General features: G+C 59.5%; 19 protein-coding genes and 1 tRNA gene. 12 read left to right on the top strand and 8 right to left on the bottom strand.

Features of this window, described 5'->3' with window-relative positions:
- Together NW807_RS08710 and NW807_RS08705 are read left to right on the top strand one after the other, a co-directional pair.
- Positions 1-1,065: hypothetical protein (locus NW807_RS08710; protein WP_414425853.1), on the top strand; the 1,065-nt coding region annotated here is incomplete at its 5' end.
- A 79-nt stretch (positions 1,066-1,144) separates the two neighbouring features.
- Positions 1,145-2,863, top strand: coding sequence for an ArnT family glycosyltransferase (locus NW807_RS08705; protein ID WP_414425852.1), 1,719 nt, complete (start codon positions 1,145-1,147; stop codon positions 2,861-2,863).
- Positions 2,864-2,920: 57 nt separating this feature from the next.
- Here the strand turns inward: NW807_RS08705 and NW807_RS08700 are convergent.
- Positions 2,921-3,000 (bottom strand) — tRNA-Leu (locus tag NW807_RS08700).
- A 214-nt stretch (positions 3,001-3,214) separates the two neighbouring features.
- Here NW807_RS08700 and NW807_RS08695 point away from each other — a divergent pair.
- Both NW807_RS08695 and NW807_RS08690 read left to right on the top strand, forming a co-directional pair.
- Positions 3,215-3,466, top strand: coding sequence for a hypothetical protein (locus tag NW807_RS08695; RefSeq protein ID WP_414425851.1), 252 nt, complete (start codon positions 3,215-3,217; stop codon positions 3,464-3,466).
- 106 nt (positions 3,467-3,572) lie between these two features.
- Positions 3,573-4,130, top strand: a complete 558-nt coding sequence (locus tag NW807_RS08690; RefSeq protein WP_414425850.1) for a carboxymuconolactone decarboxylase family protein — start codon at positions 3,573-3,575, stop codon at positions 4,128-4,130.
- A 20-nt stretch (positions 4,131-4,150) separates the two neighbouring features.
- On the opposite strand, the gene NW807_RS08685 is transcribed toward NW807_RS08690, so the two are convergent.
- A complete protein-coding gene (locus NW807_RS08685; RefSeq protein WP_414405575.1) occupies positions 4,151-4,462 on the bottom strand; it encodes a DUF3288 family protein in 312 nt (103 codons plus the stop codon).
- A 142-nt stretch (positions 4,463-4,604) separates the two neighbouring features.
- On the opposite strand from NW807_RS08685, the gene NW807_RS08680 reads away from it, so the two are divergent.
- Genes NW807_RS08680 through ndhI form a run of 4 tightly spaced genes read left to right on the top strand, consistent with a single transcriptional unit; the run spans position 4,605 to position 7,861 of the window.
- Positions 4,605-5,789 (top strand): NAD(P)H-quinone oxidoreductase subunit H, encoded by a 1,185-nt coding sequence (locus NW807_RS08680; protein ID WP_414393799.1) that lies wholly within the window; start codon positions 4,605-4,607, stop codon positions 5,787-5,789.
- A 29-nt stretch (positions 5,790-5,818) separates the two neighbouring features.
- The gene (locus tag NW807_RS08675; RefSeq protein WP_414393585.1) at positions 5,819-6,022 is read left to right on the top strand and encodes a hypothetical protein; all 204 of its coding nucleotides are present in this window, start codon (positions 5,819-5,821) and stop codon (positions 6,020-6,022) included.
- A 46-nt stretch (positions 6,023-6,068) separates the two neighbouring features.
- Positions 6,069-7,190: an NADH-quinone oxidoreductase subunit NuoH gene (nuoH, locus tag NW807_RS08670; RefSeq protein ID WP_414405576.1), complete on the top strand. Its 1,122-nt coding sequence runs from the start codon at positions 6,069-6,071 to the stop codon at positions 7,188-7,190.
- 35 nt (positions 7,191-7,225) lie between these two features.
- Positions 7,226-7,861: an NAD(P)H-quinone oxidoreductase subunit I gene (gene ndhI, locus NW807_RS08665; RefSeq protein ID WP_414425849.1), complete on the top strand. Its 636-nt coding sequence runs from the start codon at positions 7,226-7,228 to the stop codon at positions 7,859-7,861.
- 24 nt (positions 7,862-7,885) lie between these two features.
- Here the strand turns inward: ndhI and NW807_RS08660 are convergent, their stop codons facing one another.
- The 3 genes from NW807_RS08660 to ppsA all read right to left on the bottom strand — a co-directional run bounded on the left by NW807_RS08660 (position 7,886) and on the right by ppsA (position 13,514).
- Positions 7,886-8,983: a right-handed parallel beta-helix repeat-containing protein gene (locus NW807_RS08660; protein ID WP_414425848.1), complete on the bottom strand. Its 1,098-nt coding sequence runs from the start codon at positions 8,981-8,983 to the stop codon at positions 7,886-7,888.
- 727 nt (positions 8,984-9,710) lie between these two features.
- Positions 9,711-10,979 carry a dihydrolipoamide acetyltransferase family protein gene (locus tag NW807_RS08655; RefSeq protein WP_414425847.1) on the bottom strand — a complete coding sequence of 423 codons (1,269 nt, stop codon included), beginning with the start codon at positions 10,977-10,979 and terminating at the stop codon, positions 9,711-9,713.
- Between the two features lie 69 nt (positions 10,980-11,048).
- Positions 11,049-13,514 carry a phosphoenolpyruvate synthase gene (gene ppsA / locus NW807_RS08650; RefSeq protein ID WP_414425846.1) on the bottom strand — a complete coding sequence of 822 codons (2,466 nt, stop codon included), beginning with the start codon at positions 13,512-13,514 and terminating at the stop codon, positions 11,049-11,051.
- Positions 13,515-13,826: 312 nt separating this feature from the next.
- On the opposite strand from ppsA, the gene NW807_RS08645 reads away from it, so the two are divergent.
- From NW807_RS08645 to NW807_RS08635, 3 genes are all read left to right on the top strand, one after another.
- Positions 13,827-14,780 carry an RluA family pseudouridine synthase gene (locus NW807_RS08645; RefSeq protein WP_414425845.1) on the top strand — a complete coding sequence of 318 codons (954 nt, stop codon included), beginning with the start codon at positions 13,827-13,829 and terminating at the stop codon, positions 14,778-14,780.
- Between the two features lie 178 nt (positions 14,781-14,958).
- A complete protein-coding gene (locus tag NW807_RS08640; protein WP_414425844.1) occupies positions 14,959-16,686 on the top strand; it encodes an alkaline phosphatase D family protein in 1,728 nt (575 codons plus the stop codon).
- Positions 16,687-16,927: 241 nt separating this feature from the next.
- The gene (locus NW807_RS08635; RefSeq protein ID WP_414425843.1) at positions 16,928-17,293 is read left to right on the top strand and encodes a hypothetical protein; all 366 of its coding nucleotides are present in this window, start codon (positions 16,928-16,930) and stop codon (positions 17,291-17,293) included.
- A gap of 57 nt (positions 17,294-17,350) precedes the next feature.
- Here NW807_RS08635 and NW807_RS08630 read toward each other — a convergent pair whose 3' ends face one another.
- From NW807_RS08630 to NW807_RS08620, 3 genes are all read right to left on the bottom strand, one after another.
- The gene (locus NW807_RS08630) at positions 17,351-19,645 is read right to left on the bottom strand and encodes a glycosyltransferase (RefSeq protein ID WP_414425842.1); all 2,295 of its coding nucleotides are present in this window, start codon (positions 19,643-19,645) and stop codon (positions 17,351-17,353) included.
- A gap of 59 nt (positions 19,646-19,704) precedes the next feature.
- Positions 19,705-21,639 carry a cellulose biosynthesis cyclic di-GMP-binding regulatory protein BcsB gene (locus tag NW807_RS08625; RefSeq protein WP_414425841.1) on the bottom strand — a complete coding sequence of 645 codons (1,935 nt, stop codon included), beginning with the start codon at positions 21,637-21,639 and terminating at the stop codon, positions 19,705-19,707.
- A gap of 127 nt (positions 21,640-21,766) precedes the next feature.
- Positions 21,767-22,168, bottom strand: a complete 402-nt coding sequence (locus tag NW807_RS08620; RefSeq protein WP_414425840.1) for a cupin domain-containing protein — start codon at positions 22,166-22,168, stop codon at positions 21,767-21,769.
- Between the two features lie 276 nt (positions 22,169-22,444).
- On the opposite strand from NW807_RS08620, the gene NW807_RS08615 reads away from it, so the two are divergent.
- The coding region (locus tag NW807_RS08615; RefSeq protein ID WP_414425839.1) for a hypothetical protein at positions 22,445-24,030 on the top strand (1,586 nt) is incomplete at its 3' end.

The following is a 24,030-nucleotide window of genomic DNA, read 5'->3' as shown; positions in this document are numbered from 1 at the left end:
CAGCCCTCTGCCCTACAACCTTGCGCTGCCGCCCATCAGCGCTGCCTCTCGGCCTTGGATGAAATCAAAAGTATTGCCATCAGCGCCCTGCGCCAACGGGAGGAGGTCATCCTCCTGGAAGCCTTGGATAGCCTAAAGGCCCTGTGGATGTTCTATGCCCAGCACAAGGCACACCTACCCCGCTCCTGGTTTCTCTGGACGCCAGCGCTGTGGCGAGATCCCGACTTTGCCTCAGTGGATGAGGGGTTGCTGCGCCAAATCGAAGCGGAGGGATCCTGGCTGGAGCTGAAGATCCGGCGGCAGTATCAGGCCCTGTTTACTGAGGGCCTGAATGGCATGCGGCAAGCAAGTACTCTGGTGGCCATTCACACGCGGGAGCTGGGGATCCGCGCCCTGCAAAGCCGAGAGCTCCGGCTGGTCGGCTGGGTGATCAAGTTCTTCAACACCTACCTGCGGGCGGTGATCAACGCACGGGATATCCGCAGCGGCTACAACCTGCTCAAGCAGTACCGTTTGCTGGCCGAGGCCGCTTTGCGCCATCAGCAGTCGGCGTTGGTCTTGGAGATGGTCGGCCATTTTCGCTACTACAGCCTAGTGGCCTACAAGGCCGGCTTACTTTTCCTTTCTGAAACCTTTGGCTTTGACCTAGGGGTGCTGGCCCAACTCAGCTGCGCGCTGCAGTCAGAGACAACGGAGGCCATCCTACAAGTCCTGCTCCACCTGGACCAAGACCCGGAAAGCGAGCAGCAGGAAATGACCCTGCGCGGGATCCGGAAAACCCAGGCGCGGCTAGCAGCCTATTTCCTCAGCCGTGGGCGGGAGGATTTGGCCAGGCTGATCTATGAGGATATGCAACAGGAGCCTTTGGCCCGACTGCAGATCATCCGCCAGGAACTCTACTGCACTGCTTCTGAGTTTTGGGAGTTTACGGATCGGGCGGAGAACTTCTACTACCTGGAGCCTGCCCTTCGACCCTATGCCGAGCAGTTTTTCAGCTGGTTTCAGGGACTAACCTCTCTGCCAGCCAGCCTGGAGGGCGTTCCTGGATCCCTGGAGCTTCCGTAAAAAGAAAAGGCCAGATCTCCTTCTGCAGAGTCTAGTCTGGTTAGAGCCGCCACTTGGTGCCGTTCCAGAGGTCTTGTTCATGCGTCCCTTCGGCAACCCCAACCGCTTGGGCAGTTCTCCTCGCCGGGGATCCCTGCCCCCAGCTAGTTCTTTTGTGCAGTTTCGCCGCGACCCGCATCTGTTTTCCTTTTGGGCTTTGAGCCTATTGATCGTGGGCCTGGCAGTGCCGCTGTTTGTGCTCTCGGGAGCGGATCCCAGTTTGGCTGGTTGTGACGAGAGCTTTTACGCCCAGATGGCTCGCGAGCTGCTGCGGGGAGGCAACTGGCTGGGGCCAACTTTTCTGGGAGAGCCTTTTTTTGAGAAGCCTCCCCTACTTACCTGGAGCGTGGCCCTCAGCTTTGCCCTTTATGGCGTAAACGAGTGGGCGGCGCGGCTGCCCGGGATCCTAGCGGCTTTGCTTTCCATCCCCCTCATCGGCTGGATTGGGCGGGCCTTTTTGCCAAGCCGGGCGGCCCTCTTGGGAATGGCAGTTTTGCCCCTGTGCTACCTCTGGGTGCAGCAGGGGCGGCTGGTGGGTCAGGATGTGCCTCTAACCTGCCTGGAGCTCCTGGGGATCCTAGGCCTAGTGAACGGCATCCGCGGCCACCGGCGCTGGTTCTGGTTGGCGGGAGTGGCCTTTGGACTGGGCCTTTTGATGAAGAGCGCCATGATCCTGCTGCCGGCGGTGGCTTTGATCCCCTACCTGTGGCAGCAGCGGCGGCACTGGCTGGGATCTGCCCAATTTTGGCTGGCAATTGGCCTGGGCTTGGGGATCTTTGGCCTGTGGCTAGTGCCGGCTGTAGGGGTGCACGGCCCAAAGGTGTTAGCTGCTTTGGTGGGGAAGGTGTGGGATCTGGGGCAAGAACCCTTCCATGCCGATGCCACCGGCTGGTATTACTTTTGGCACATCCCGATCCATGGCTTCCCCTGGACGGTTTTGGCCTTGGTGGGAGGCTGGCTGCTGCTGCGGCAAAAGCCGGGATCCACCCTGCTGGTTTGGTCTTTCCCCCTGCTGTTGTTTTTGCTCTTGCAGCTCTATCCCACCAAAACGCCCTACTACACGGTACAGCTCTATCCCTGGCTAGCTCTCCTAGCGGGGGTGGTTCTGGATCAAGCTCTGCCATTTCCGCTCCGCTCCGCCTTGCCGGCAACAGCAGGACGAGGCTCTCGCCGCGACAGACCCCATGTGGCCCAGGTGCTCTCTTGGGGGCTGGCGGCGGTGGGAACCCTGCTTTTGGGTTTGGGGCTGGCCCTCAAGCGGGACGTCGAGGGACTGGGTCTGCTCCAACCCCACGCTTGGCCATTGATGGCGATCGGCCTGTTGTATCTGCTCTTGCCAGCGATCTGGAGCTGGCGGCGGGTGCTGCACTATGCCGGCGAACTCTGGGTGGGCACGCTTCTAGCTGCCAGCCTCCTCGCCGTGGTCAGCATTGTCCTGCGGCCTGACTTCGGCAATTTCAATCCCGCCTTTGCCCAGATGGACTGGAAACAGATGCTGGGCTCTGCAGACCCTGATTTTCCCACGGTGGACATTGGCCGCAGCGGCCTAGCGGACGTCTGTCAGGCCCAGGCCCTTGCCTTCTACACCCCCAACCCAGGACGGTGGGTGGATAACCAGGCCCTGCAAGCAGGGAAACATGGGGATTACCTGTGGGTCTCTCCTGTCCAAGCTCAGCAGATATCGATCCAGAATCTGGGGCTGCAGCCTTTGGCCGAGGTGGAGGGCTGGCAACTGGTGCGCCGCTTGAAAGCGGGGTAGTGGAGGTGAACTCTGCTGCTAGCTGCAGGTCGTGGAAGCAGGCAGGTCACTTTGCCATGGGCAAGGTCGGATTCGAACCGACACGGTTTCCCGCCGCATTTTGAGTGCGGTGCGTCTACCAGTTCCGCCACTCGCCCAGCTAGATCCATTATCGTACTGAAGGGACAGAGGCCCGTCAACTTTGCTGCCCCAACCCGGCTGACAACTGGGAGCCAACGGGATCCATGCCCCTAGAGACCTGTTGAGGTTGCTCTTACTTTCTTCGTGGGGAGAGGGCTCCTAGCCTTCTGATACTCGTCGCTCTTTTGGGGCATTCTAGGTCTAGAACTAGCGGTTTGCAAGGGATCCCCTATGATTCGACTTTTGGTGGCTGCTGCCGCGGTGCTGGTGGGCTTTCTGGTGGTCAACCGCCTCTACCGCAACCCCTTGAGCTCGGAGCCGAGGCCGGAACAGGCCAGTCCCGAGGCCGCCCAGCAAGGGATCCCGCAGGGAGGGCCGCTGCAGATCTACCAGTCGCGGGATCAACTGCAACAAACCCTCAACCAAGGAGTCACCGCTACCCAGCAGCAGGTGGAAGCCATTGAGCAGTCCTTGGGCAATTGAACTGGGGCTTGCGAAGAGAAAGCAGCCAGGACAGGAGGGTGGAAGGCTTGGGCAGATCTCCCAAACGCGCTAAAGTCGAGAATGCGGCAATTGCTATAGACAGTCCATGCGGATCCCTCCTGTTACTCCCGAGAAAGCCGACAAGCAACTGCAGAAGGTTTACGAAAGCCTGGAAAAAACCTACGGCACTGCCCTGAACCCCTTGCAGGTAATGGCCCACAAGCCTCAACTGATGCGGGCGGTGATGAACCTCTATGGGGCGCTGCACACGCAAAATCCCAACCTGCCTGAGGAGCTAAAAGAACTGATCAGCATCCGCATTGCCCAGATCAACGGCTGCCGCCACTACTGCCTGCCCTACCACACCCTGCAGGCGCAAAAACTGGGGGTTCCCCCAGCCAAAATTGCAGCGGTGGCGCAGGCCCGCACCAGCTCCCTCTACACTGAAGCCGAGAAGCTAGCCATCGAGTACGCCGAGCGCATGACCGTGCCCAGCATGGTGGTGACCGACAACTTCTTTGCCCGCCTCAAAGCTATTTGGTCAGACGAAGATCTGGTGGAGCTCTCGGCCTGGATTGGCTTCATGAACTTCTGGACCAAGGTCATCGCCGCTTTGGATGTGCCTCTGGATCCCGTTTTTGCCGAGCAACTCCAGGCCTCCTAGCTGGCCGCTAGAAGTCTCCCCTAAGCCCAATCGTCTCGGGTGGTAAAGCTGCGGTCGTACACCTGGCCGAGGGCGTGGATTTGGCGAGTGCGGGCGAATAGATCTTCTTCGCTGAGGCCCCACCGCTCCAGGATCTGATCCAAATCTCTCTGTAGATCCCAGGCGCCGGGGAAACCATGGTAACGGATGCGCAGACGGGCCACTTCCGCCAGCGCCCAATCGGAGGGAGGGCCCTCCTGGGCCATCAGCTCGTTGAGGAGAGCTCGATCGATGTGGTATTGCGGGTGTTGCTGCTCGCGTCGAGAGGAGCCATTGGCAGAAGAACCGGTCATCGCCCTCCCTCCTTTTTTAGCCAAGGCCAATGGCGAGGATTGGGATCCTTGATGTCTAAAGCCATCGAGGAAAAGTGGGAAAGCCGCTATACTGCAATTGTTGCAGAGTATGAACCTCATTGCGGAGGTGGTGGCCATGCCCATGCCTATGATCGAGACTCGTACCGATCGGATGCTGCTCAACTTTGGGCCGCACCACCCTTCCATGCACGGGGTCTTGCGCTTGCTGGTCACCCTCGATGGTGAAAACATCGTCGACTGCGAGCCCGTGATTGGCTATCTGCACCGCGGCATGGAAAAAATTGCCGAAAACCGCACCGTGGTGCAATACCTGCCCTACGTCTCCCGCTGGGACTATGGGGCTGGCATGTTCAACGAGGCCATTACTGTCAACGCCGTCGAGAAGCTGGCCGGGATCAGCGTGCCCAAGCGGGCTAGCTACCTGCGGGTGATCATGCTGGAGCTAACCCGCATCACCAACCACCTACTTTGGTTTGGCCCTTTCTTGGCGGACTTGGGCGCCCAAACCCCCTTCCTCTACGCCATGCGGGAGCGGGAGTGGATTCTAGACCTGTTTGAAGCCGTCACCGGCATGCGCCTCATCAACAACAACTACTTCCGCGTCGGGGGCGTGGCGGTGGATTTGCCCTACGGCTGGACGGAAAAGTGCTTGGACTTTTGCGAGTACTTCCTGCCCAAAGTGGATGAGTACGAACGGTTGGTTACCGACAACCCCATCTTCCGGCGGCGGCTGGAAGGGGTGGGGGTCATTTCCAAGGAGGATGCCATCAACTGGGGCCTCTCTGGACCCATGCTGCGGGCCTGCGGCGTCAACTGGGATCTGCGCAAAGTAGACCACTACGAGTGCTACGACGACTTCGACTGGGAGGTGGCCGTTTACCCCGAAGGGGACTGCCTAGCCCGCTATCGGGTGCGCATGAAGGAGATGCGCGAGTCCTGCAAAATTGTCCAGCAGGCAGTGAAGGCCCTGCCCGGCGGCCCCTTTGAAAATCTGGAAGCCAAACGCATGCTGGAGGGGCCAAAGTCGGAGTGGAATCAACTGGACTACCAGTTCATCAGCAAGAAGCCCTCGGCCAACTTCAAGATCCCCAAAGGGGAGGCCTACGTGCGGGTGGAGAGTGCCAAAGGGGAGCTGGGGATTTACATTGTTGGCGACGACAATGTCTGTCCTTGGCGCTGGAAGATTCGTCCGCCTGGCTTTGTCAACCTCCAGGTGTTGCCTCAGCTGGTTCGCGGCATGAAGGTGGCCGATATGATCGCCATTCTGGGCAGCATCGACATCATCATGGGGGAGGTGGATCGCTAAGATACTCTAGGAAAGCGAGGACAAAGGCGATGGCCTGGGCGATCCTAGTTCTGCCGCTCCTGATTGTTGTAACCATTGCCGCAATTATTGGCCCCAAGCAATGGGCCAAGTACCAAGAAGAAAGGCGTCGCCGTGCCGAAGAGTTATCCGATGCCCGCCTCCAGGCCATCATTCAACAGGAGCTACGCCGCCGCCACCGCCCTCCCCAGTCGGATCCCAACGGCAAGACCTAATTAGCAGTATTTGCAATCCACTGTCTTTAGGGAGCTACTTGACTCCATGACCACTGCTGGCATCGACTTGCAGCACAGCTTTGAGATGGCCCTACAAAACTTGGGCCTAAGCCCAGGCGCTGCCCACGCTCTATGGGTACCTCTGCCCATGGTGCTCATGGTTATCGCCGCCACCTTGGGAGTGATGGTCATGACCTGGCTGGAGCGCAAGATCTCGGCGGCGGCCCAACAGCGGATTGGCCCCAACATGGCTGGGCCCCACGGGGTACTGATCCCGATTGCCGATGGCATCAAGCTCTTAACGAAGGAAGATGTACTGCCCAGCCTAGCTGACCCAGTTTTGTTCACGCTGGGTCCCATCCTGGTTTTTCTGCCCGTCTTTCTGTGCTATCTGGTGGTTCCCTTCGGCCAGAATCTACTGATCTCCAACATCGCCATCGGCGTCCTTTTTCTGATCGCCACCTCCAGCGTGCAGCCCATTGGCTTGTTGATGTCCGGCTACGGCTCCAACAACAAGTATTCCCTGCTGGGGGGTCTGCGGGCGGCGGCCCAATCGATTAGCTACGAGCTGCCCTTGGCCCTGTCGGTGCTGGCGGTGGTGCTGATGAGCAACGGCCTAGACACCGTGGGGATCGTGGAGCAGCAAAGTGGCCTGGGGATCCTTAGTTGGAACGTCTGGCGGCAGCCGATTGGCTTTGTCATTTTCTTGATCTCGGCGCTGGCAGAGACGGAGCGGATTCCCTTTGACCTACCGGAGGCCGAGGAAGAGCTGGTGGCTGGCTACCACACCGAGTACTCCGGCATCAAGTTTGCCCTGTTTTATCTAGGCTCCTACGCCAACCTGCTGCTGGCTTCTCTAATCGCGGCAGTGCTGTACCTGGGGGGCTGGTCCTTCGTGGTGCCGGTGGAAGCTATTGCGGCGTGGATGGGGATCCCGCTAGACAATCCCTTTTTGCAGATTGCAGCCGCAGCCTTGGGCATTGTTATGACGATGGTCAAGGCCTTTATCTTTGTGTTTTTGGCTATCCTCTTGCGCTGGACCGTGCCGCGGGTGCGCATTGACCAGCTCTTGGACTTGGGGTGGAAATTTCTGCTGCCCGTCTCGTTTGTCAATTTGCTGTTGACGGCAGCTTTGAAGCTGGCCTTCCCAACCTTTTTCGGGGGTTAATGAAAGTAGAAGCAGCAAGGGAGAGGAAATAGGTCATGACTTTTCTAAAGCGCGTTGGCGAATACGTAAGCGATGCCTTCAAGGCTGCTAAGTACATTGGTCAGGGGATGGGGGTCGTCTTTGACCACATGAACCGCCGGCCCGTGACTGTTCAGTACCCCTTTGAGAAGCTGATCCCCTCTGAGCGCTTTCGGGGACGTATCCATTTTGAGTTTGATAAGTGTATTGCCTGTGAAATCTGTGTTCGGGTTTGCCCCATCGACCTGCCCGTGGTGGACTGGGTCTATAACACCGAGCTGAAGAAAAAAGAGCTCTACAGCTACAGCATCGATTTTGGAGTGTGCATTTTCTGCGCCAACTGCGTAGAGTTTTGCCCCACCAATTGCCTCTCGGTTACCGAAGATTATGAGCTAGCCACCTACGACCGCCACGAGCTGAACTACCATCAGGTGGCGCTAGGCCGCTTGCCCTCTAAAGTAACAGAGGATCCAATGGTGACACCTCTGCGGGAGTTTGCCTACCTGCCCAAGGGGGTGATCGATCCCCACGACCTGCCTACCGGATCCCAGCGAGCTGGGAAGCGACCGGAGGAGATTCTGGCGGAAATGAAGGCGGCCAAAGCTGCCGAAGAGACGGAAGAGAAAGTGGCCAAAGCTGCTGCAGATACCTAGGAACAGCGCCGGAACAATCTCACCTCAGTCAGGTGTAAGCCTGAGGACGGGTTGGAGGCCCAAGATGGCATCCACATCCATCTGAATAGGGCTGGTGCCGAGCACTGGGGGAGTTGGAGATGGCCTCGGAGCGGGCGGGGGAGTCAGCACTGGGACAGGTCTAGCTGTCGGTATCGGCGTAGGCGCAGATCCACTGCCAACTCTCTCGGCAAAGTTGCCCTGGAAGTTGTTGCCAGCCAAGTAAGCGGCGGCTACTGCCTCCGGCGTGCCGGGAGCTACTTGAATGGCTACTCCCACGCCCTCGCCCCGAGCTAGGAAGGTATTTCCGGCAATGGTGCGGGCTTGCGTTCCTTGCAAAATGCGGATGCCAACGCTGCCAGCTATCCCGCCCACGCCGATCCGGTTGAATTGAATAGCTGGAGCCGATCCCGCTCCATCCAGTTGGATTCCAGTGGTGCCGCTGGTAACTGTTTGTTGCCGGCCTTGCAACGCCAAGCTAGCCGCGGCGGTGGGTGGATCCCCTTCGATTTGGTTGCTGCGGAAAACCCCGCCAGAGTTGTCGATGTAGCGAACTGCCAAAGCCCCCAGAGCTTGCAGACGGATCGCGTTGTTCTCAATGAGGGGGTTGCTCCCCGGCATAGTGCCTACACCTACGCCCCCTGCCTTGCTGACAATGACTGAGATGCTGGCGACGCGACCATTGCCCGAGATCTGGACACAGGGATCCAAAAATTGCCGGCAGAAGATCTGGGCCAATTGGTTGAAAGCTCCCTCCAAGACGGCGGCATCGCCGTTGACCAAGATGTTGGAGCTAGGGTTGTTGAGGGTGACCTTGCTCGGCTGAAAGGTGCCACCGTTGACCTGAATCTTTCCACCTTCCAACACGACCTCTACCCCTTGCAGGCTAGTTTGGCTGGCTACAACCACATCGAACAACCCCGCTAGGATCTCGTAGGCAGCAGAGCTGGTAATCCGAATCCGCCCGCCATTGGTGCCGTCACCTCCATCCAGGGCGAGGTTCTTCTCCAGTCTCTCCTTGCCCGCCCCCAAAATCTGGATCAGCACCTCTAGTCCTGCTGTGGCATTTTGCAGCCGCTGCGCTTCTGCAACGGCATCAGCCACCTTGGTAAAGGGGCCCCTGGCCGGATCCACTTGCAGGACGACAGATCCACTACCTGGCGACGGCAGAGGGGGAGAGTTGCCTGTGCCTCCTCCACAGCCGAAAGCGATCCCTGCCAACAGAGTCAGCAAAAGGGAACGAACTGGCCAGATAGATTGGGATACTTGGCTGTTTGTAGGACGAAGTCCTTCCATCGGTGGAAGATCCTTGGCAAGTTCCCATCAGTCAAGCCTATCAGAACTGAAGACACCCAGAGCCCCGATAGACCCCTGGGATCAATCTTCTCAAGCAGAGCCTCCTAAAGGGGATGGGATCTTGGCAGAGGGTCTGCAGTCAGTAGGGAAATTTGAAGTTCTAGCGTTGTCGGCCAACCACGACCACTTGCAAGCAGCCCAGAGCAGATGCTGAGCCGGTATATCCTAGGAACGGATCCAGATAAGTTACAGGTCAGCCATGTTCTCTTTCATTCGCCCGGTCGCGCGCAACAGCTGGCTGCCCGCTTAAGAGATCCTGGGGCTGCCCCGCTGCAACTCATCGATGTGCGAGAACCGGTAGAGCCAGAGCTAGCCAACCTCAGTGCCCTTGGCTTTAGTACCGAGAGTAGCGCGAGCGGATTCTGGCGGAGCTTGACCGAGATTGCTCAGCTCTCGTCCTCTGCACCCACAACATTAGCGTCGGCATCCACGCCTAGGCTCTTGAGGTAGACCCCAGCCTGCCCCTTATTGAGTTCTACAGCGTCAGGGATTCCACCTTTTGCTCCAACAACTGGGCTAGATCTTGCAAGAAGGCCGCAGCGTGGGCGCCGTAAATGACGCGGTGGTCGCAGGTGAGGTTAACCTGCATTTGGGAGCGAATGGCAATGGCTTTTTCCGGCGTAGCCACCACGGTGGGGCGAGCAGCGCCAATGGCCAAGATAGCCCCTTGGTTGGGGGGCAGGATGGCGTCGAAGCGATCCACCCCAAACATGCCCAGGTTGGAGAGGGTGAAGGTGCCACTGTTGTACTCTTCTGGCTGCAGTTGCTTGCGCCGCGCTCGCTCCACCAGCTCCTTCCAACGCCGTGAGAGTTCGTACAGGTCAACTCGGTTGGCTTGCTTGAGCACAGGGGTAATTAGGCCCCCATCCTCCATGGCCACCGCCACGGCAATGTTGATGTCCGCTTTGTAGTGGATCCCGTTTTCTGTGTAGCTGGCATTGAGGAGGGGGTGCTTTTCTAGAGTGAGGGCCACAGCTTTGACCAAAAGGGCCGTCAGCGTTACCCCCTTGGGCTTCACCTGTTGGTAAAGCTGATCCAAGCTGTCGGTTGTGATGGTGTAGCCGACGTGGAACACTGGCACACCCAGGCTGGCGTTCATGTTGTGCACCACCGCCGCCTGCAGGGTGCTCAAGGGAACCACTTCTCCCAAGGGCGCAGAGACAGGGGGAGGAGCAGCCGAGGAAAACGCTGCCGCCGGGGCAGAGGCAGCCTGAGCTGCGGCCCGCTCCACATCTTCCGCTACGATGCGGCCCCCTGGGCCAGAGCCGCGCACAGTGCGCAGGTCAACCCCCAAGCTCTCTGCCAGTTTCTTTGCCCGTGGGGAAGCCAGGATCCGCTGGGATCCGGCCCCGTCGGAGCCAGTTGGGGGTGCGGAGGTGGAGATCGCTGCAGGGGCAGAGGCTGGCCGTTGCACTGGGGGGACAGAGGCTGCACTAGGCGTAGCTAGTGGCGCAGCACCCTTAGAGAGGGCCTTAGCTCTCTCTTGAGCCTCGGCCACCTCTGCTTCGGTTTCGGCAATGAGGGCAATGGGCGTGCCCACCGGCGCCGATTCCCCTGCCGGTACCAGGATGCTGGCCAGAATGCCGCTGTGGAAGGACTCCACATCCATGTCCGCCTTGTCCGACTCCACCACCAGGATGTTTTCCCCTTTCTCCACCCGGTCGCCGGGGTTTTTCAGCCAGGCAACGATCTTGCCCGTTTCCATGGTGGAGCTGAGGGCCGGCATGGAGAGTTCGTGGATCATGGCGGGGATGGCAACACAGCAGAGAAGATTGTAACCCAGCCAACGCGATCTCAGCGCAGCCCCCTGAGCCTATTGGGTACCATCGCCTTCCGCCTCAGCCACCACCAACAGAGTTTTCAGCAGGGAATCCGGGTTGAGGCTAATGGAGTCGATCCCTTGCTGCACTAGGAAGCGGGCAAAGTCAGGGTAGTCGCTGGGGGCCTGGCCACAGATGCCAATCTTGCGCCCGTGGCTTTTCACGGTCTGGATTACCTGGGCGATCATCCGCTTGACCGCCTCGTGGCGCTCGTCAAAAAGATGGGCCACCAGGGCGGAGTCGCGGTCCAACCCCAGGGTGAGCTGGGTGAGGTCGTTGGAGCCGATGGAAAAGCCGTCGAAGATCTGGCAGAACTCGTCGGCCAGGATGACGTTGCTGGGCAGCTCGCACATGACGTACACCTGCAGGCCGTTTTCCCCTCGCACCAGGCCGTGGCGGGCCATCTCCTCCAGCACCTTGTGCCCTTCTTCGGGGGTGCGGCAGAAGGGAATCATCAAGATGACGTTGGTCAGGCCCATCTCGTCCCGCACCCGTTTCATGGCCCGGCACTCAAGGGCAAAGCCGTCGCGATAGCGGGGATCGGTGTAGCGGGAGGCCCCCCGCCAGCCAATCATGGGGTTTTCCTCGAGAGGCTCGTAGCGGGATCCACCCAGCAGGTGGGCGTATTCGTTGCTCTTGAAGTCCGACAGCCGCACGATCACCGGCTTGGGGTAGAAGGCAGCGGCGATGGTGGCCACTCCCTGGGCCAGCTTGTCCACAAAGTACTCCGGCTTGTCAGAATACTGGGCGGTGAGCTCTGCCAGGCGCGGCTCCTCCTTGACCGCCTCCTCGTAGTGAACCAACGCTAGAGGGTGCACCTGGATGTGGTTGGCAATGATGAACTCCAGCCGCGCCAGACCTACGCCATCGCAAGGGATCTCGCTGAGGCCAAAGGCTTTTTCCGGGTTGCCCACGTTCATCATCAGTTGGGTGCGGGGGCGGGGCAGCTCCTCGAGGGGGATCTCTGTAACTTCATAGGACAGCAAGCCAGGATAGACGCGCCCTTCCTCCCCTTCGGCACAGGAGACGGTGATGGGATCGCCGGAGCGGAGTACTTGCGTGGCGTTGCCGCAGCCAACAATGGCCGGGATCCCCAGCTCGCGGGCGATGATGGCCGCATGGCAGGTGCGCCCCCCTTGGTTGGTGACGATGGCGCTGGCCTTTTTCATGATTGGCTCCCAGTCGGGATCTGTTTTCTCCGTCACCAGCACCTCGCCCGCTTGGAACTGATCCGAGCGGCGCACATCCAAAATGACCCGAGCTGTGCCCTGGCCAATGGCCTCCCCCACTGCTCGTCCCCGCACCAGGGGTTCTGGGCGCGCCTGTGGCTGCGTCAAGCGATAGGTCTTGAGGCGGTTGGCGGCTTTTTGGGACTGCACCGTCTCGGGGCGGGCCTGGACGATGAACAGCTCGCCCGTGATCCCATCTTTGGCCCACTCGATGTCCATGGGAGTGAAGCGGCCCCGCAGCGCCGAGTAGTGCTCTTCGATAAGGCAGGCCCAGCGAGCCAACTCCAGGATCTCGTCGTCCTTGAGGGCATATTGCCGGCGCAGGCTTTCGGGGACGGGTACGTTTTTGGTGAAACGGGATCCCTCCTCGTCGTAGACCAGCTTCAGGGCCTTGCTGCCCAGCTTGCGCGAGAGGATGGGCCGCAGCCCCTGCTTCAGGGTAGGCTTAAAGACCACGTATTCGTCGGGGTTGACGATCCCTTGCACCACGTTTTCCCCCAGGCCATAGGCCGCGGTGATCAGCACCGCGTCTTTGAAGCCGGTTTCTGGGTCGATGGAGAACATCACCCCCGAACAGGCCAAGTCCGAGCGCACCATCTTCTGTACCCCCACCGAGAGGGCCACCTGAAAGTGGTCAAAGCCCTTGATCTGGCGGTAGGAGATGGCCCGGTCGGTAAACAGGCTGGCAAAGCAGCGGTGGCAGGCATTCAGCACCGCCTTTACTCCGTGCACGTTGAGGTAGGTCTCCTGCTGGCCGGCAAAGCTGGCGTCGGGCAGGTCTTCCGCCGTGGCGCTGGAGCGCACCGCCACATCGGTGTCAGGGCCGTAGCGCTCGCACAGCTTCTGGTAGGCTTCGGCAATGGCCTGCTCTAACTCCAGTGGGAAAGGTGTCTGCAGGATCAAGGTGCGGGCAGCTTTGCCCCGCTCGCGCAGGTTCCGCACATCCTCGATGTCCAGGTCCTTGAAGATCTCCCGCAGCTTCTCCTCGAGGCCGCCAGCGGCAATGAACTGGCGGTAGGCATGGGCGGTGGTGGCAAACCCCAGGGGCACGCGGATCCCTTTGGGGGCTAGCTGCTGCAGCATTTCTCCCAAGGAGGCGTTTTTCCCCCCTACCTGAGCAATATCCCGTAGGCCCACCTCTGTGAGAGACAAAACCAAGGGCGGCTCTGAGCCAAGCTGGCGTTGAGGGGGTTGCTGAAGCGGGGACCCCAGCGCTGCTCCATCCAACATGCCTTGCCTCCTTGTACCCAGCGGACCAACTGTGTAATAAGTGTTGCAACACTTGCGTGTAGCAAGAAACTTTCCCCAGCCGGAATCTGGACCGGCTTTAAGGGGCTATACTCCCACTGTACTTAGGGTTTTTCTCTGATTAAAATCCCGGCACAGCCCCCTAGAGAAACCTGAGAAGGAGATGACACAAAGCCAATCCTGCCAAGATCCTGCTGAGAAAGCTGACACAAATCTTCGACCTTTTTTACCTAATGCAAAAGTAACCGCTCTGCCACAATGTTTTCAAAGCAGCAGTTTGCGGAAACAGGGCAAATGGAAGACCCCAGAGATCCAGTGGCAGAAATTCGCCGGGTGACAGTGACGGAAAAACAGCAGGGCTTGCGGCTGGATCGCGGGTTGGCAGAACAACTGCCGGATCTGTCTCGCTCGCGCCTGCAGCAGCTCATCCGCCAGGGCCAGGTTTGGCTCAATGGTCAGCCCTGCCTGGATAAGGATCGCCCCCTGCAAGCGGGGGATCAGATCGAGGTGCGGATCCCGCCAGCCACCCCAACCTCGTTGCAGCCGGAACCGATTCCCTTGGACATCCTCTACGAAGACGAGGATCTCCTTGTCATCAACAAGCCGCGCGGCCTGGTGGTGCATCCTGCTCCCGGACACGCCAGCGGCACCCTGGTGCATGCGCTGCTGGCCCATGGTTCTCACCTTTCGGGGATCAACGGCGAACTGCGTCCGGGGATTGTCCATCGCCTGGACAAAGACACCACCGGCGCCCTGGTGATTGCCAAGCACGATCAGGCTCACCAGCACCTGCAGGCCCAAATTCAAGCCAAAACTGCCCGGCGCATCTACCTGGGAGTGGTGTTCGGGCGTCCTGCCCAGAGCCAAGGCACTATCTCTGCCCCCATTGGGAGGCACCCGGTGGATCGGCAGAAGATGGCCGTCCTGCCCCCCGGCCAAGGGCGAGCAGCGGTAACCCACTGGCAGGTGCTGGAGCGCCTGGGCAACTACACCCTAATGCAGTTTGAGCTGGAGACCGGTCGCACCCATCAGATTCGGGTGCATGCCGCCCACCTGCACCTGCCCATTGTTGGGGATCCCCTCTACACCCGGAGCAAAACCAGCCCCGTCAAGCTAAGCGGCCAAGCTCTCCACGCCTGGAAGCTCTCCTTTGTTCACCCACGCACTGGCCAGCCACTGCAGTTTACCGCTCCCTTGCCAGAGGAGTTTGAGCGGCTGCTGCGGCAGTTGCGCAGCCAGATTGGCTAAGGGAGAGGCAAGCAGGATTGCAAAAAGCTAGGGCACGGAGCTCGGCGTTCTTAAACAGAAGCTAACCCAGCTTTCACCAATCCACAACCTCCGTTCGGGGGCAAAAGTGCTTGACTAGAGGCAACTAGCCATTGTTGCGGATCCCTTTACATTTGCCGGCGTCGCTGAGGTTAGCCTTATGAGTTCCCTGAGCTCCCGTCGTTTTTTCCTGCAGTTGTTGATGTTTGGGGGTGGGGCAGCTGCCCTGGCCGCCTGTGGGGGCACCTCCAGTTCTTCTATCCCGCCGCTGGGAGAGCCGGGATTTCCCCAGGGGGTGTTTGCCGGGGATCCCACCCCGGAAGGGGCGGTGCTCTCGACGCGGGTGGTGCCGGCTAGCAGCGTGGATACGGTGGCGGTGACGCTGCAGGTGGCGGAAAATGCTGGGTTCAGCCCCATTCTGCAGCAGGTTTCCCTCACTGCCCGCCGCGTGGCCGGTCGCAACTACCGCACCGAGCCAGGCGACTACATTGTCCGCACCGTCGTCACCGGCCTAAGACCGGCGCAGCGCTATTTCTACCGTTTTGTTAGCGAGGGGTTTACCAGCCCCGTGGGCCAGTTCCGCACCCTGCCAGCTCCAGGCGATGGGCGGCCCATTCGTTTCTTGCACATTAGCTGCGCCAACGAGCCTCCTTTTCCCATCGGGGCGGCCCTGCTGGCAGAGGTCAACCGCGGCGACATCGATTTCATCGCCTTCAACGGCGACACCGTTTACGCGGATCGCTTCTGGCTGGGTCTGGATCCGATACCAACGCTTGAGTTTTACCGCAGCCTCTATCGGGATCAGCGGGATCCCGAATATGCCGGGTCGGAGTTTGCCCAGTTGTTCAGCCGCACGGCTTTTGTTTACAACTGGGACGACCACGAGGTGATCGACAACTACAGCGGCCAGAAGGCCCGCGGCGGTCGCGCCGTCCAGCTTAACGACGCCACCGGGCAAACCCGCGATGTGGAAGATCTTAGAGTGTTAGGCTACCAAGCCTTTTTTGAATACAGCCCCATGAACCCGAATTTGACGGATGTGCCGGGGGTGGATAGCCGGGATCGGCTGTTTCGCAGCTTCCGCTACGGCGCCAACGCCGAAGTCTTCATCCTCGACCTGCGCCAGTACCGCGACTTGGCCGCTGTGACCCCGATCCTGCCCATCTTGCCCCCTGGCCTGACTCGTCAGCGCTTTTTGGAGCTGGCCGGCATCCGCCTCACGCCCGAGCAGGAGACCCTTTTCTTTGGCCCGCCGGGATCCGAACAGGCGCTGTTTAACCTGCTGCGCCGCACGCCGCGCACCCTCTTGGGAGAGCCGCAGAAGCAGTGGCTGTTCAGCGGCCTGCGCAACTCCACTGCCACCTACAAGTTCATCGTCAGCGAGTTTCCCATCACAGTGACCTATTTCCGCTCCAACGACGTGTGGGAGGGCTATTGGCTGGAGCGGCAGGAGGTGATCGACTTTATCGAGCAGAACAACATCCGCAACGTGGTGTTCCTAACCGGCAACAACCATGCTGGCTTCATCGGCCAGGTCAACCCCGGCAGCAGCAACCCCATTTGGGAAGTATGGACTGGCCCCACGGGACGGAGTGTTACCGCTTTAAGCATCGATGAAGAAGGGAATCGCCTAGGGATCCCCAACGCCAGCCGCCTCTACTACCGGATTGTGAATGGCTTTCTGGCCCCTGTGAACCCTGCCAATCCAGAGGTGAGCGGGATCCCTGGCGTAACAACGGGCAACCTGCGCTTCTTGGAGCTGGCAGTGCCTAACTACAACGTCATCGAAGTGTCCGGCAGCCGCTGCACCATTCAAATCAAAGGCCCCACCGGCAGTGTTCTGACCGATCCCCTGGGACGCCGCGGAGAACTGATTCTGCCCCAGTGAGGAGCTAGACAGCTCCGGCCTAGAAAAATAGAGGGCTTTAGGCAGATTTTATCCACCCTACTCTGATCGAAATCAAGGGATCCCCGCTCTGGTCGGGATCCCTTTTTTGCGATTTTCAACATGGGATCCTTAACGTGATCTGGATCATTCGGGAGAAACAGAGTTGGCTGCTAGAGTGTGGGTGTTGAGGGGGATCCCTGTAGCCAAATCCATTCTTTCTCCGTTCTTCAGTAAGGAGGGCATGCCTATGGCTTCGGTGCGGGGCTGGTTGATGGCAAGCCTGATAGGGGCAGCCGCGGTTGTCGGGGGTGCTGCCGCCTGGGCTCAGAGCCGTAGTTTGTGGCTTCTTAATGGACAATCGACCGTAGTTACAGGCTACTTCTACCAAGGTGAAAACATCTGGGCGCAGTGTGATCGGGATTGCTTCGATGTGGATCTGGTGCTTTACGATGCCAGTGGTCAAGTGTTGGCTACAGACGAACTCTTGGACGATTTCCCCATTGTGCAAGCACCCTACGAGGGAAACTTTGCCGTTAAGGTGATTATGGCTAGCTGTCTCCACCCGCGTGGTTGCGCTGTGATTGTAGATTCGGACTACAGCTTCTAAAGGGGCGCCGGCTGTCCTTAACTTCGCCCCCACGGCTTGGAAAGCCAAGTCAGCAGCCTAGCCTGCTTTTTGGGTGGCTTCCTGGACTTTGGCGTGGGTAAACTTGCTTATGCCATGGACGGTCTTCTCCCAGTAGAAGGGCTTGGTAAAAAGCTGCCACAGGGCCATATAGGCTGCGATGGAGTGGAGCTGCCAGTAGATGGGGTTGAGCAGGGCATAGAAGGCCAGATCGTAGTAGCCGCGTCGGAAGACAGCCACCAAGTTTAGGTAGATCCCGATGGCATTTCCTACCAGGAGATTGAACAAGCCTAGGTAGATCAGCCAACCCGGGAAAATGTTTTGCAGCCAATGAGCACGGGTGAGCAGCCAGTAGAAAAAGAGCAGCCACATAATGGGGCTGCTGAGGAAGGTCAAGAAGCTGCCCCCTATGAAAAACTGGTAGGCCAGCCAGTTTTTAAGGCCCAGTTTGCGCAACGAGCGCAGGGGGTGGCGGTTGTGGACTAGCCAAGTCTGCATGTAGCCCTTGATCCAGCGGGAGCGCTGCCGGATCCAGTTTTTGAGGGCGCAATTGGCCTCTTCGTAGGTGGTGGAGTTGATCACCCCTACCGTGTAGCCGTGCTGGCTGGCGCGGATGCCTAGATCGGCGTCTTCGGTAACGTTAAAGGGATCCCACCCCTGCAATTCCCGCAGGCGGTCGGTGCGGAAATGGTTGCTCGTGCCTCCCAGGGGGATGGGCATTTTCAGAGTTTCCAAGCCTGGCAGGAGGTAGTCAAACCAGTAGGAATACTCCAGCGTAAACATGCGGGTGAGGAAGTTCTCGTTGCGGTTGAAGTAGTTGAGGGCAGCCTGGACGCAGACCAAGCTGGGATCCCCTTTTTTGAAGGCGATGACTGCTTTTTTGAGTTGGTCGGGGTCGGGGATATCCTCAGCGTCGTAGATGGTGAGGTATTCGCCGCGGGCAAAGGCTAGGCCATAGTTGCAGGCTTTGGGCTTGGTCTTGGGCTTGCTATCTGGCACGATGAGTAGGCGCACGTAGCGGGGAGGCTTGGCGGCCCGAGCGGCTTCGATGGTGGCCTGGTCGTTTTCCTCCAGTAAGATAATCACATCCAAGCGCTCGTGGGGGTAGTCCAGCTTGGAGAGGGAGTTGATGAGAATCGGGATGACTTCTGGCTCTTTGTAGACCGGCACCAGGATAGTGTAGATGGGCAAAGTGCGGTCATCGAGGGCAGCCACTTCCTCATCGGAGATCTGGTGGAAGCGATCGGCGGATCCCACCAGGCTGAGCAGCAGTTTGAACAGGATCGAAGCGACGTAAAAAAGATTGATCAGCAGCACCAAAATGGTCAGAGTCGTCCAGGGAGCAGTGGCCAACCCCCACAGCAGCAGCACCAGCAGGCCGTAGCCTACCGCAATTTGGGAGGGGGTAAACACCCGCGAGGCCGATTCCTCCGGCAGGCGGGTCAGCAGCTTGTAGACTGCCTCTTGGCTAAGGCGGGATCCCTGGTCTTGGCTGAGGAGTTGGGTGATATCCCGCTCGCTGCCCAGCACCTTTTCAATTCGCAACCCTGGCCGCCAAGCGTAGAGGATCTCATCCACCTCCCAGTCCAGGGGGTCATTCACCATCACCATCAGAGCATTTTCATCTGCCCAGGCTAGGGGGTAGAACAGGTGACGCATCATCACCTCAGGATCAAACTGTTGGCTCAGATTCTCCTCCCGATGAAGCAGCCCCGTTCCCATCAGTTGCGAGACCGTTGGGTAGCCCAGCAAATGGGCTAGGATGCTGAGATACTCGGGGGTGGAGAGGTAGCTCAGACGGGTCAGCACCTGCCCCAGGTTGGATCCAGTGCGGCGGCGGATGTCCAAAGCCTGCTGCCACTGCTCTAAGGTAAGACGGCTGCCCAGCAGATCGGCGGCCAGCTTGTGTTCAATGAGGGCGGTCAGAATCTGTTTTTCGGTGGCCGGGATCTCCCAAATCCGATCGGCTTCGGGGCAGAGGCGCTTGACATTTTGCCAGACAATGGGATGGCCCGGCTCCTCGGTAGCAACCACTACGGTTTGCGGGTCGAGCCAGCCACAGGGCAGAAAGCGCACCGGCACCAGATCGATAGGCTCGATCAGCCAAGGCAGCTCTAGGTCGAGGGGATGCTCGAGCAACCAGCTCCTCAGCTCGGGCCGATCCAAGATCTGACAGCAGAGGCGAGCAAACTGACAGGGGTGCATTGCCCTCAAGCTCCAAAGAGCCCTGGCCAAAGAGCAGCCCACTGCTTCCCGGTAGTCCTCGGCTGCTGCCAGTTGCTGCCGGGTGAGGTAGCCTGTCTGCACCAGCCAGGACTTGATCGACTGCAGCATGGCCTCTAGGTTGGGGTTCGGCTTCAGTCTGGCTTAAGCGCAAGTCCGTGACTAGCCCCCTACGAGGGGGTTGGCGGCTCAGGTCGCCGGGCCAAACGTCGATAGGTGTCCCATGCCCCCACAGCCAGCAGGATGGCCAGCAAAAGCACCAGCCAAAAGCGGTACTGCCACAACAAAAGCTGCCAACTGAAGCGACCGGGGTAGCGCACTCGATAGCCTTGGGGTGTGAGATCCCAACTCTGTACCTGGGTGAGCTGGGGGGTGGCAGCGTAGGCAGTGAGCACATTTCCCTGCAGTTGGTTGGCTAGGCGACTGCGCGGATCGGCAAGGCCACGGCTGAGGCGTTCTGCCAAAGCCGGGTCAGATCCCCACCAAGACAGCCACAGGGTGGGCTTGCCCTGAACCAAAAAGTACTGCAGCAGGCCAAGGTTTTCTTGTGGTTGAGCAGCCAGGGCCACCTGCTGGTTTAAGGGATTGAGGATCTCAAACTGGGATCCCAGCCGGATGGGGCTATTCAGCTCCACCTGCTCCGGGGCGGCTACCAGGATTTGCCAAGCGAAGTTTCCGCTCTCCAGTTTGCCTCCCTCTTTGGGCAGAAACTTCACGGCGGGCAAAAGCGGTCGGGCGGCCAGCCGGCTCAGGGCCCCAACCAAATAGGCAGCAGCCGGCAGCAACTGCGGATCCCCCAGCCCAACCCGTCCGGATCCCTGCAGCACCGCTGGGATCTCCTGCAGCTCGCCGCTAGGGGCTTGGTAGCCGCTCCAGAGAAGGCCAGAGCTATCCGAGCGCACTTGTAGGGTCAGCGGAGTCAGGGATCCCTGGCAATTACCGGGGCTGGCGCCATAGTCAAAGCGGAGCTCCAGTTGATTAAAGCGGCGCAACAGGCGGGTGGGCAGGGTCACAGTTTCGTTGAGCTGGGTGCGCCCGGTTAGGTTGTAGGTGCGCAACAGAACGCCATTCAAGAACACGTAGCCGGTGAGGCGATCCCCCACTCGGCCATCCACCGGGTTCATGATCACATCCAGTTGCGCTGCCAGATCCCGCGGTCGTCCCCCTAATTGGGACAGGCTGAAGTTGAAGACCAAAGACTGGCTGCCAAACCCCCGCAACATGGGATCCACAATCCCCAGCTCACGGAAGCTGAGGCGGTTGGCCCTGAGAGCCTTCTCCAAATCGGATACTGCTGCCACCTGGATCCCTCGGCTCACCAGACCTGCCCGCTTCCACTCCTCGTAGAGGGCAAGAATGGCCTCGCGGCGGGCGGCTACCCGTAGGCGGGATCCCTCGGGGGTAATTTCATGCTGCAGGTGGGGGGTGAAGTTGGCCGGTTCTAGGGTAACCTGCGCTCCTGTAACCGGGCGGCTGCTCCAGAGAATAGGGGTCTGGGGAAAGAGGTGGGAAAGCAAGCTATACAGCCAAAGGGCCGCTTCTGCGGCTTCAGGAGTGAGGTTGGCTGGCACCACCAAAGTGAGCTGGGGGTATACCAGGCGCAGAAAGCCAGCCACCGTGGTATCCGGAACGAGGGGCGCCAGCTCAAAGAAACTGTCCCGCCCCACCGTCAGCAACAGATTGCCGGTGTTGAGATCGGCGCAGATGTCATCGCTGATGCTCAAAAAAGGCTGGACGGAGACAGTAATAAAGCGCTCACCAGGGGGCAGATCTGGGATCGGCACCCGCACCACTGGCTCCTGCCGCAAATCTCGCACCAGAAAGATCCCGGCCAGCTCGTCGTTAATGAGCACCCGCACGGTGGAAGTCGGCTTCAGCACCGGCGAGGGAGTCAGGCGCAACTGCACAAAGCTGGCCTCGGGGTCAAGGCCGTTGAGGGGGGCAGGGACAGTAACATCCAGGCGCGGGTTGGATCCCTGCAGCAGCACCGAGCGCTCGTAGCCTAGCCTTTGGAACGAAAGAGGCTCTGCCTGTCCTGCCTCTACCGGCACGCAGCACAGCAAACTGGCAACGAGCAGCGCCCACTGTTTTCTCTTCTGGCTCACCCTTTTCCTTGTTTGTTTGGATCCCTAGGCGTGCACAGACAAAGCCTAGCGCTAAGGTGGGAGCAGCCGTCCAGGCTTCAGAAGTTATTAGCCGGTCACAAGAGAGCTTTCTTGTCTTGGGCCTACCCTATGTGCGAGCGTAGTCGTCCTCGAAGCGTACAATATCGTCCTCTCCCAAATATTCCCCGTTTTGCACCTCGATGACGACCAAAGGGGTAGTGCCAGGGTTTTCCAGGCGGTGCTTGGTACAGGGGGGGATGTAGGTGGACTCGTTGGAGCTCAGCAGCATCACCTCTTCTCCACGGGTAACCTTCGCTGTGCCCCTGACCACGATCCAGTGCTCGCTGCGGTGGTAGTGCATCTGCAGGCTGAGGCGATGGCCAGGCTTGACCTCGATGCGCTTGATCTTATACATCGGCCCTTCATCCAAGACCCAGAAGGCTCCCCAGGGTCGGACTTCTGCCTGGGAGGGCAAAAGCTCCAGCGTTGGAATTGCCGCGTTGTCCCTGTCCCGCGCAGACTGTAGCATTGAGGTCACACCTTGTCCCCGTTCAAAGACCTTCCTATCTTCACCTGCAGCCCAGCAACTTTTCATCGACCATTTTGCTGAACCCAATACGCCAAAATGCGTAGAAGAAACGCCTCGAAAATACGGCTCTGCAGGGATCCCCAAAAACACCCACCCATCACCCAATGGTTTTTCTGAAGCTTGTTGGCATCCAGTCGCTTTTGGGATTCTCTAGAGGATCCAAGTCTCCCAGCTCAATTGTTAAGTTTAGTAGTTGAATTTGTTCACGAAGCATCTATGTTTGCAACTCAGCTTAAAGCCTTCTGGAGGCTCTTTGCGCCCATCGGGATCCCGTTGCTGCTCCTAGCTGGCCTTTTGTGGGGGCTCAAGGAAGGCTGGGGCTGGGTAAGCCTGGAGATGCAGTTTCTTGGCTACAAGGGATCCGTAGCCGCCCTGGGGCCGGATCCGCGCCTGCCCATTGTCGGCACCACTTTCCCCCCCTCCCTGGTGCTGGCCACAGCCATCTTGGGGCGATCGCCGCTGTTGCTGCAGGCCATTTTGGGAGCCCTGTTGTTGGGCTGGATGGGGCAACAGTTGCGCCGTCTGCCCGCCGGCCTGGGGTGGCGCTGGCTGTGGGGCTTGTTGCTGCTACTGCAGCCGGCTTTGATCCTGATGCTGCTGCGTAGCCCCACCTGGACAGCTACCTCGCTTTTGCTGTGGGTGAACATGGCCTTGTTGTTTCCCCTGGCCGATGAGAAACAAGCAGTGGAGAAGGATGAGCTGCCCGTTACGCTGCGGCTGCTGCTCATTGGCCTGACCTTGGGGCCTCTGATGGTGCTGCGCTGGGAAAGTAGCTGGCTGCTGCCCTGGCTGGCGATAGCACTGCTATTAGCTTTTCGCCGCGAATCCTGGGGCTTTCGCTGGACCTCGCTTTTGGTGGCAGGCTTTGTCAGTCTGGCCTTGATCCTGAGCTGGCTGTACGTCAACTGGCTGTCGGTGGGGGATCCCTGGGCCTTTACCTTTCAGGTGGGCAGTGGCCTGCGGCTGCCCCAGTTGCGGGAAGACTTACAGCAGGTAGGTGGCTGGCGGGGGGTGCTGGAGGCTGGGAAATGGCTGGCGGTGCTGGCCCCTGCCTATCTGCTGTTGGGGCTGGGATCCCTGCTGGGCCGAGGCCCGGGTCGCTGGGTATGGGCTCTGGTCTGGGGGATGCCGCTGGTCATCCTGCTGGCTTCTCTAGGGCAGGGGCTGTTTTTGCGGGAGCTGAGCCGCTTTGGCCTTTTCTGGGTGCCGCTGCCTTTGCTGATGGGCGCCTACTTGTGTCGCGGAGCCGGCCCCGGCTGGGCTAAGCGCCTGTTGATCACTGCCCTCTTGGGGTTGAACTGCCTCACTGCCGGTTATGGGGTGAGCCAAGAGCCGGGTTTCCTCATGCCCCTGGTGGCTGAGGAGCGGGATCTCTGGGAGCGGCTGGTGGCAGGGGTAGTGCCCCTTAGTGGCGAGTTGGAAGCTGCCCAAAACCTGTATGAAGTAACCTCTGCTGGGCAAGCCCTAGAAGACTGGCGGAGGCTGCGGCAGGAAAAGCGCCAGGTTGGGCAGTATCTCTATCGCCACCTGTTGCCCGGACAAAAAGTGCTGGTGGACGACGACATCCACTTTGAGGCTATCTTTTGGGCAAGGGATCCCCGCTCTTTCCTTACTCCTCACCAGTACGAGTTTGCCCTGGCCCTTCAGCATCCCCAGGAAAGGGTGGACTACCTCTTGGTAGCGGGGCTGGCGGATCCCTTGCGGAGCGCCGATCGCATCCTGCAATTTTGGCCTGAGCTCAATTTTGAGGGGCTGCCGGGCTTCAGGGAGGTTTATAGCTCCCCCCAAGTGCGGCTGTGGGC

It is taken from the genome of Synechococcus sp. R70.1 (genome assembly GCF_047461675.1).
Lineage (GTDB): Bacteria > Cyanobacteriota > Cyanobacteriia > Thermostichales > Thermostichaceae > Thermostichus.
Note: the sequence above shows the minus strand (reverse complement) of the source record. Positions and strands in the feature narration are given on the sequence as shown.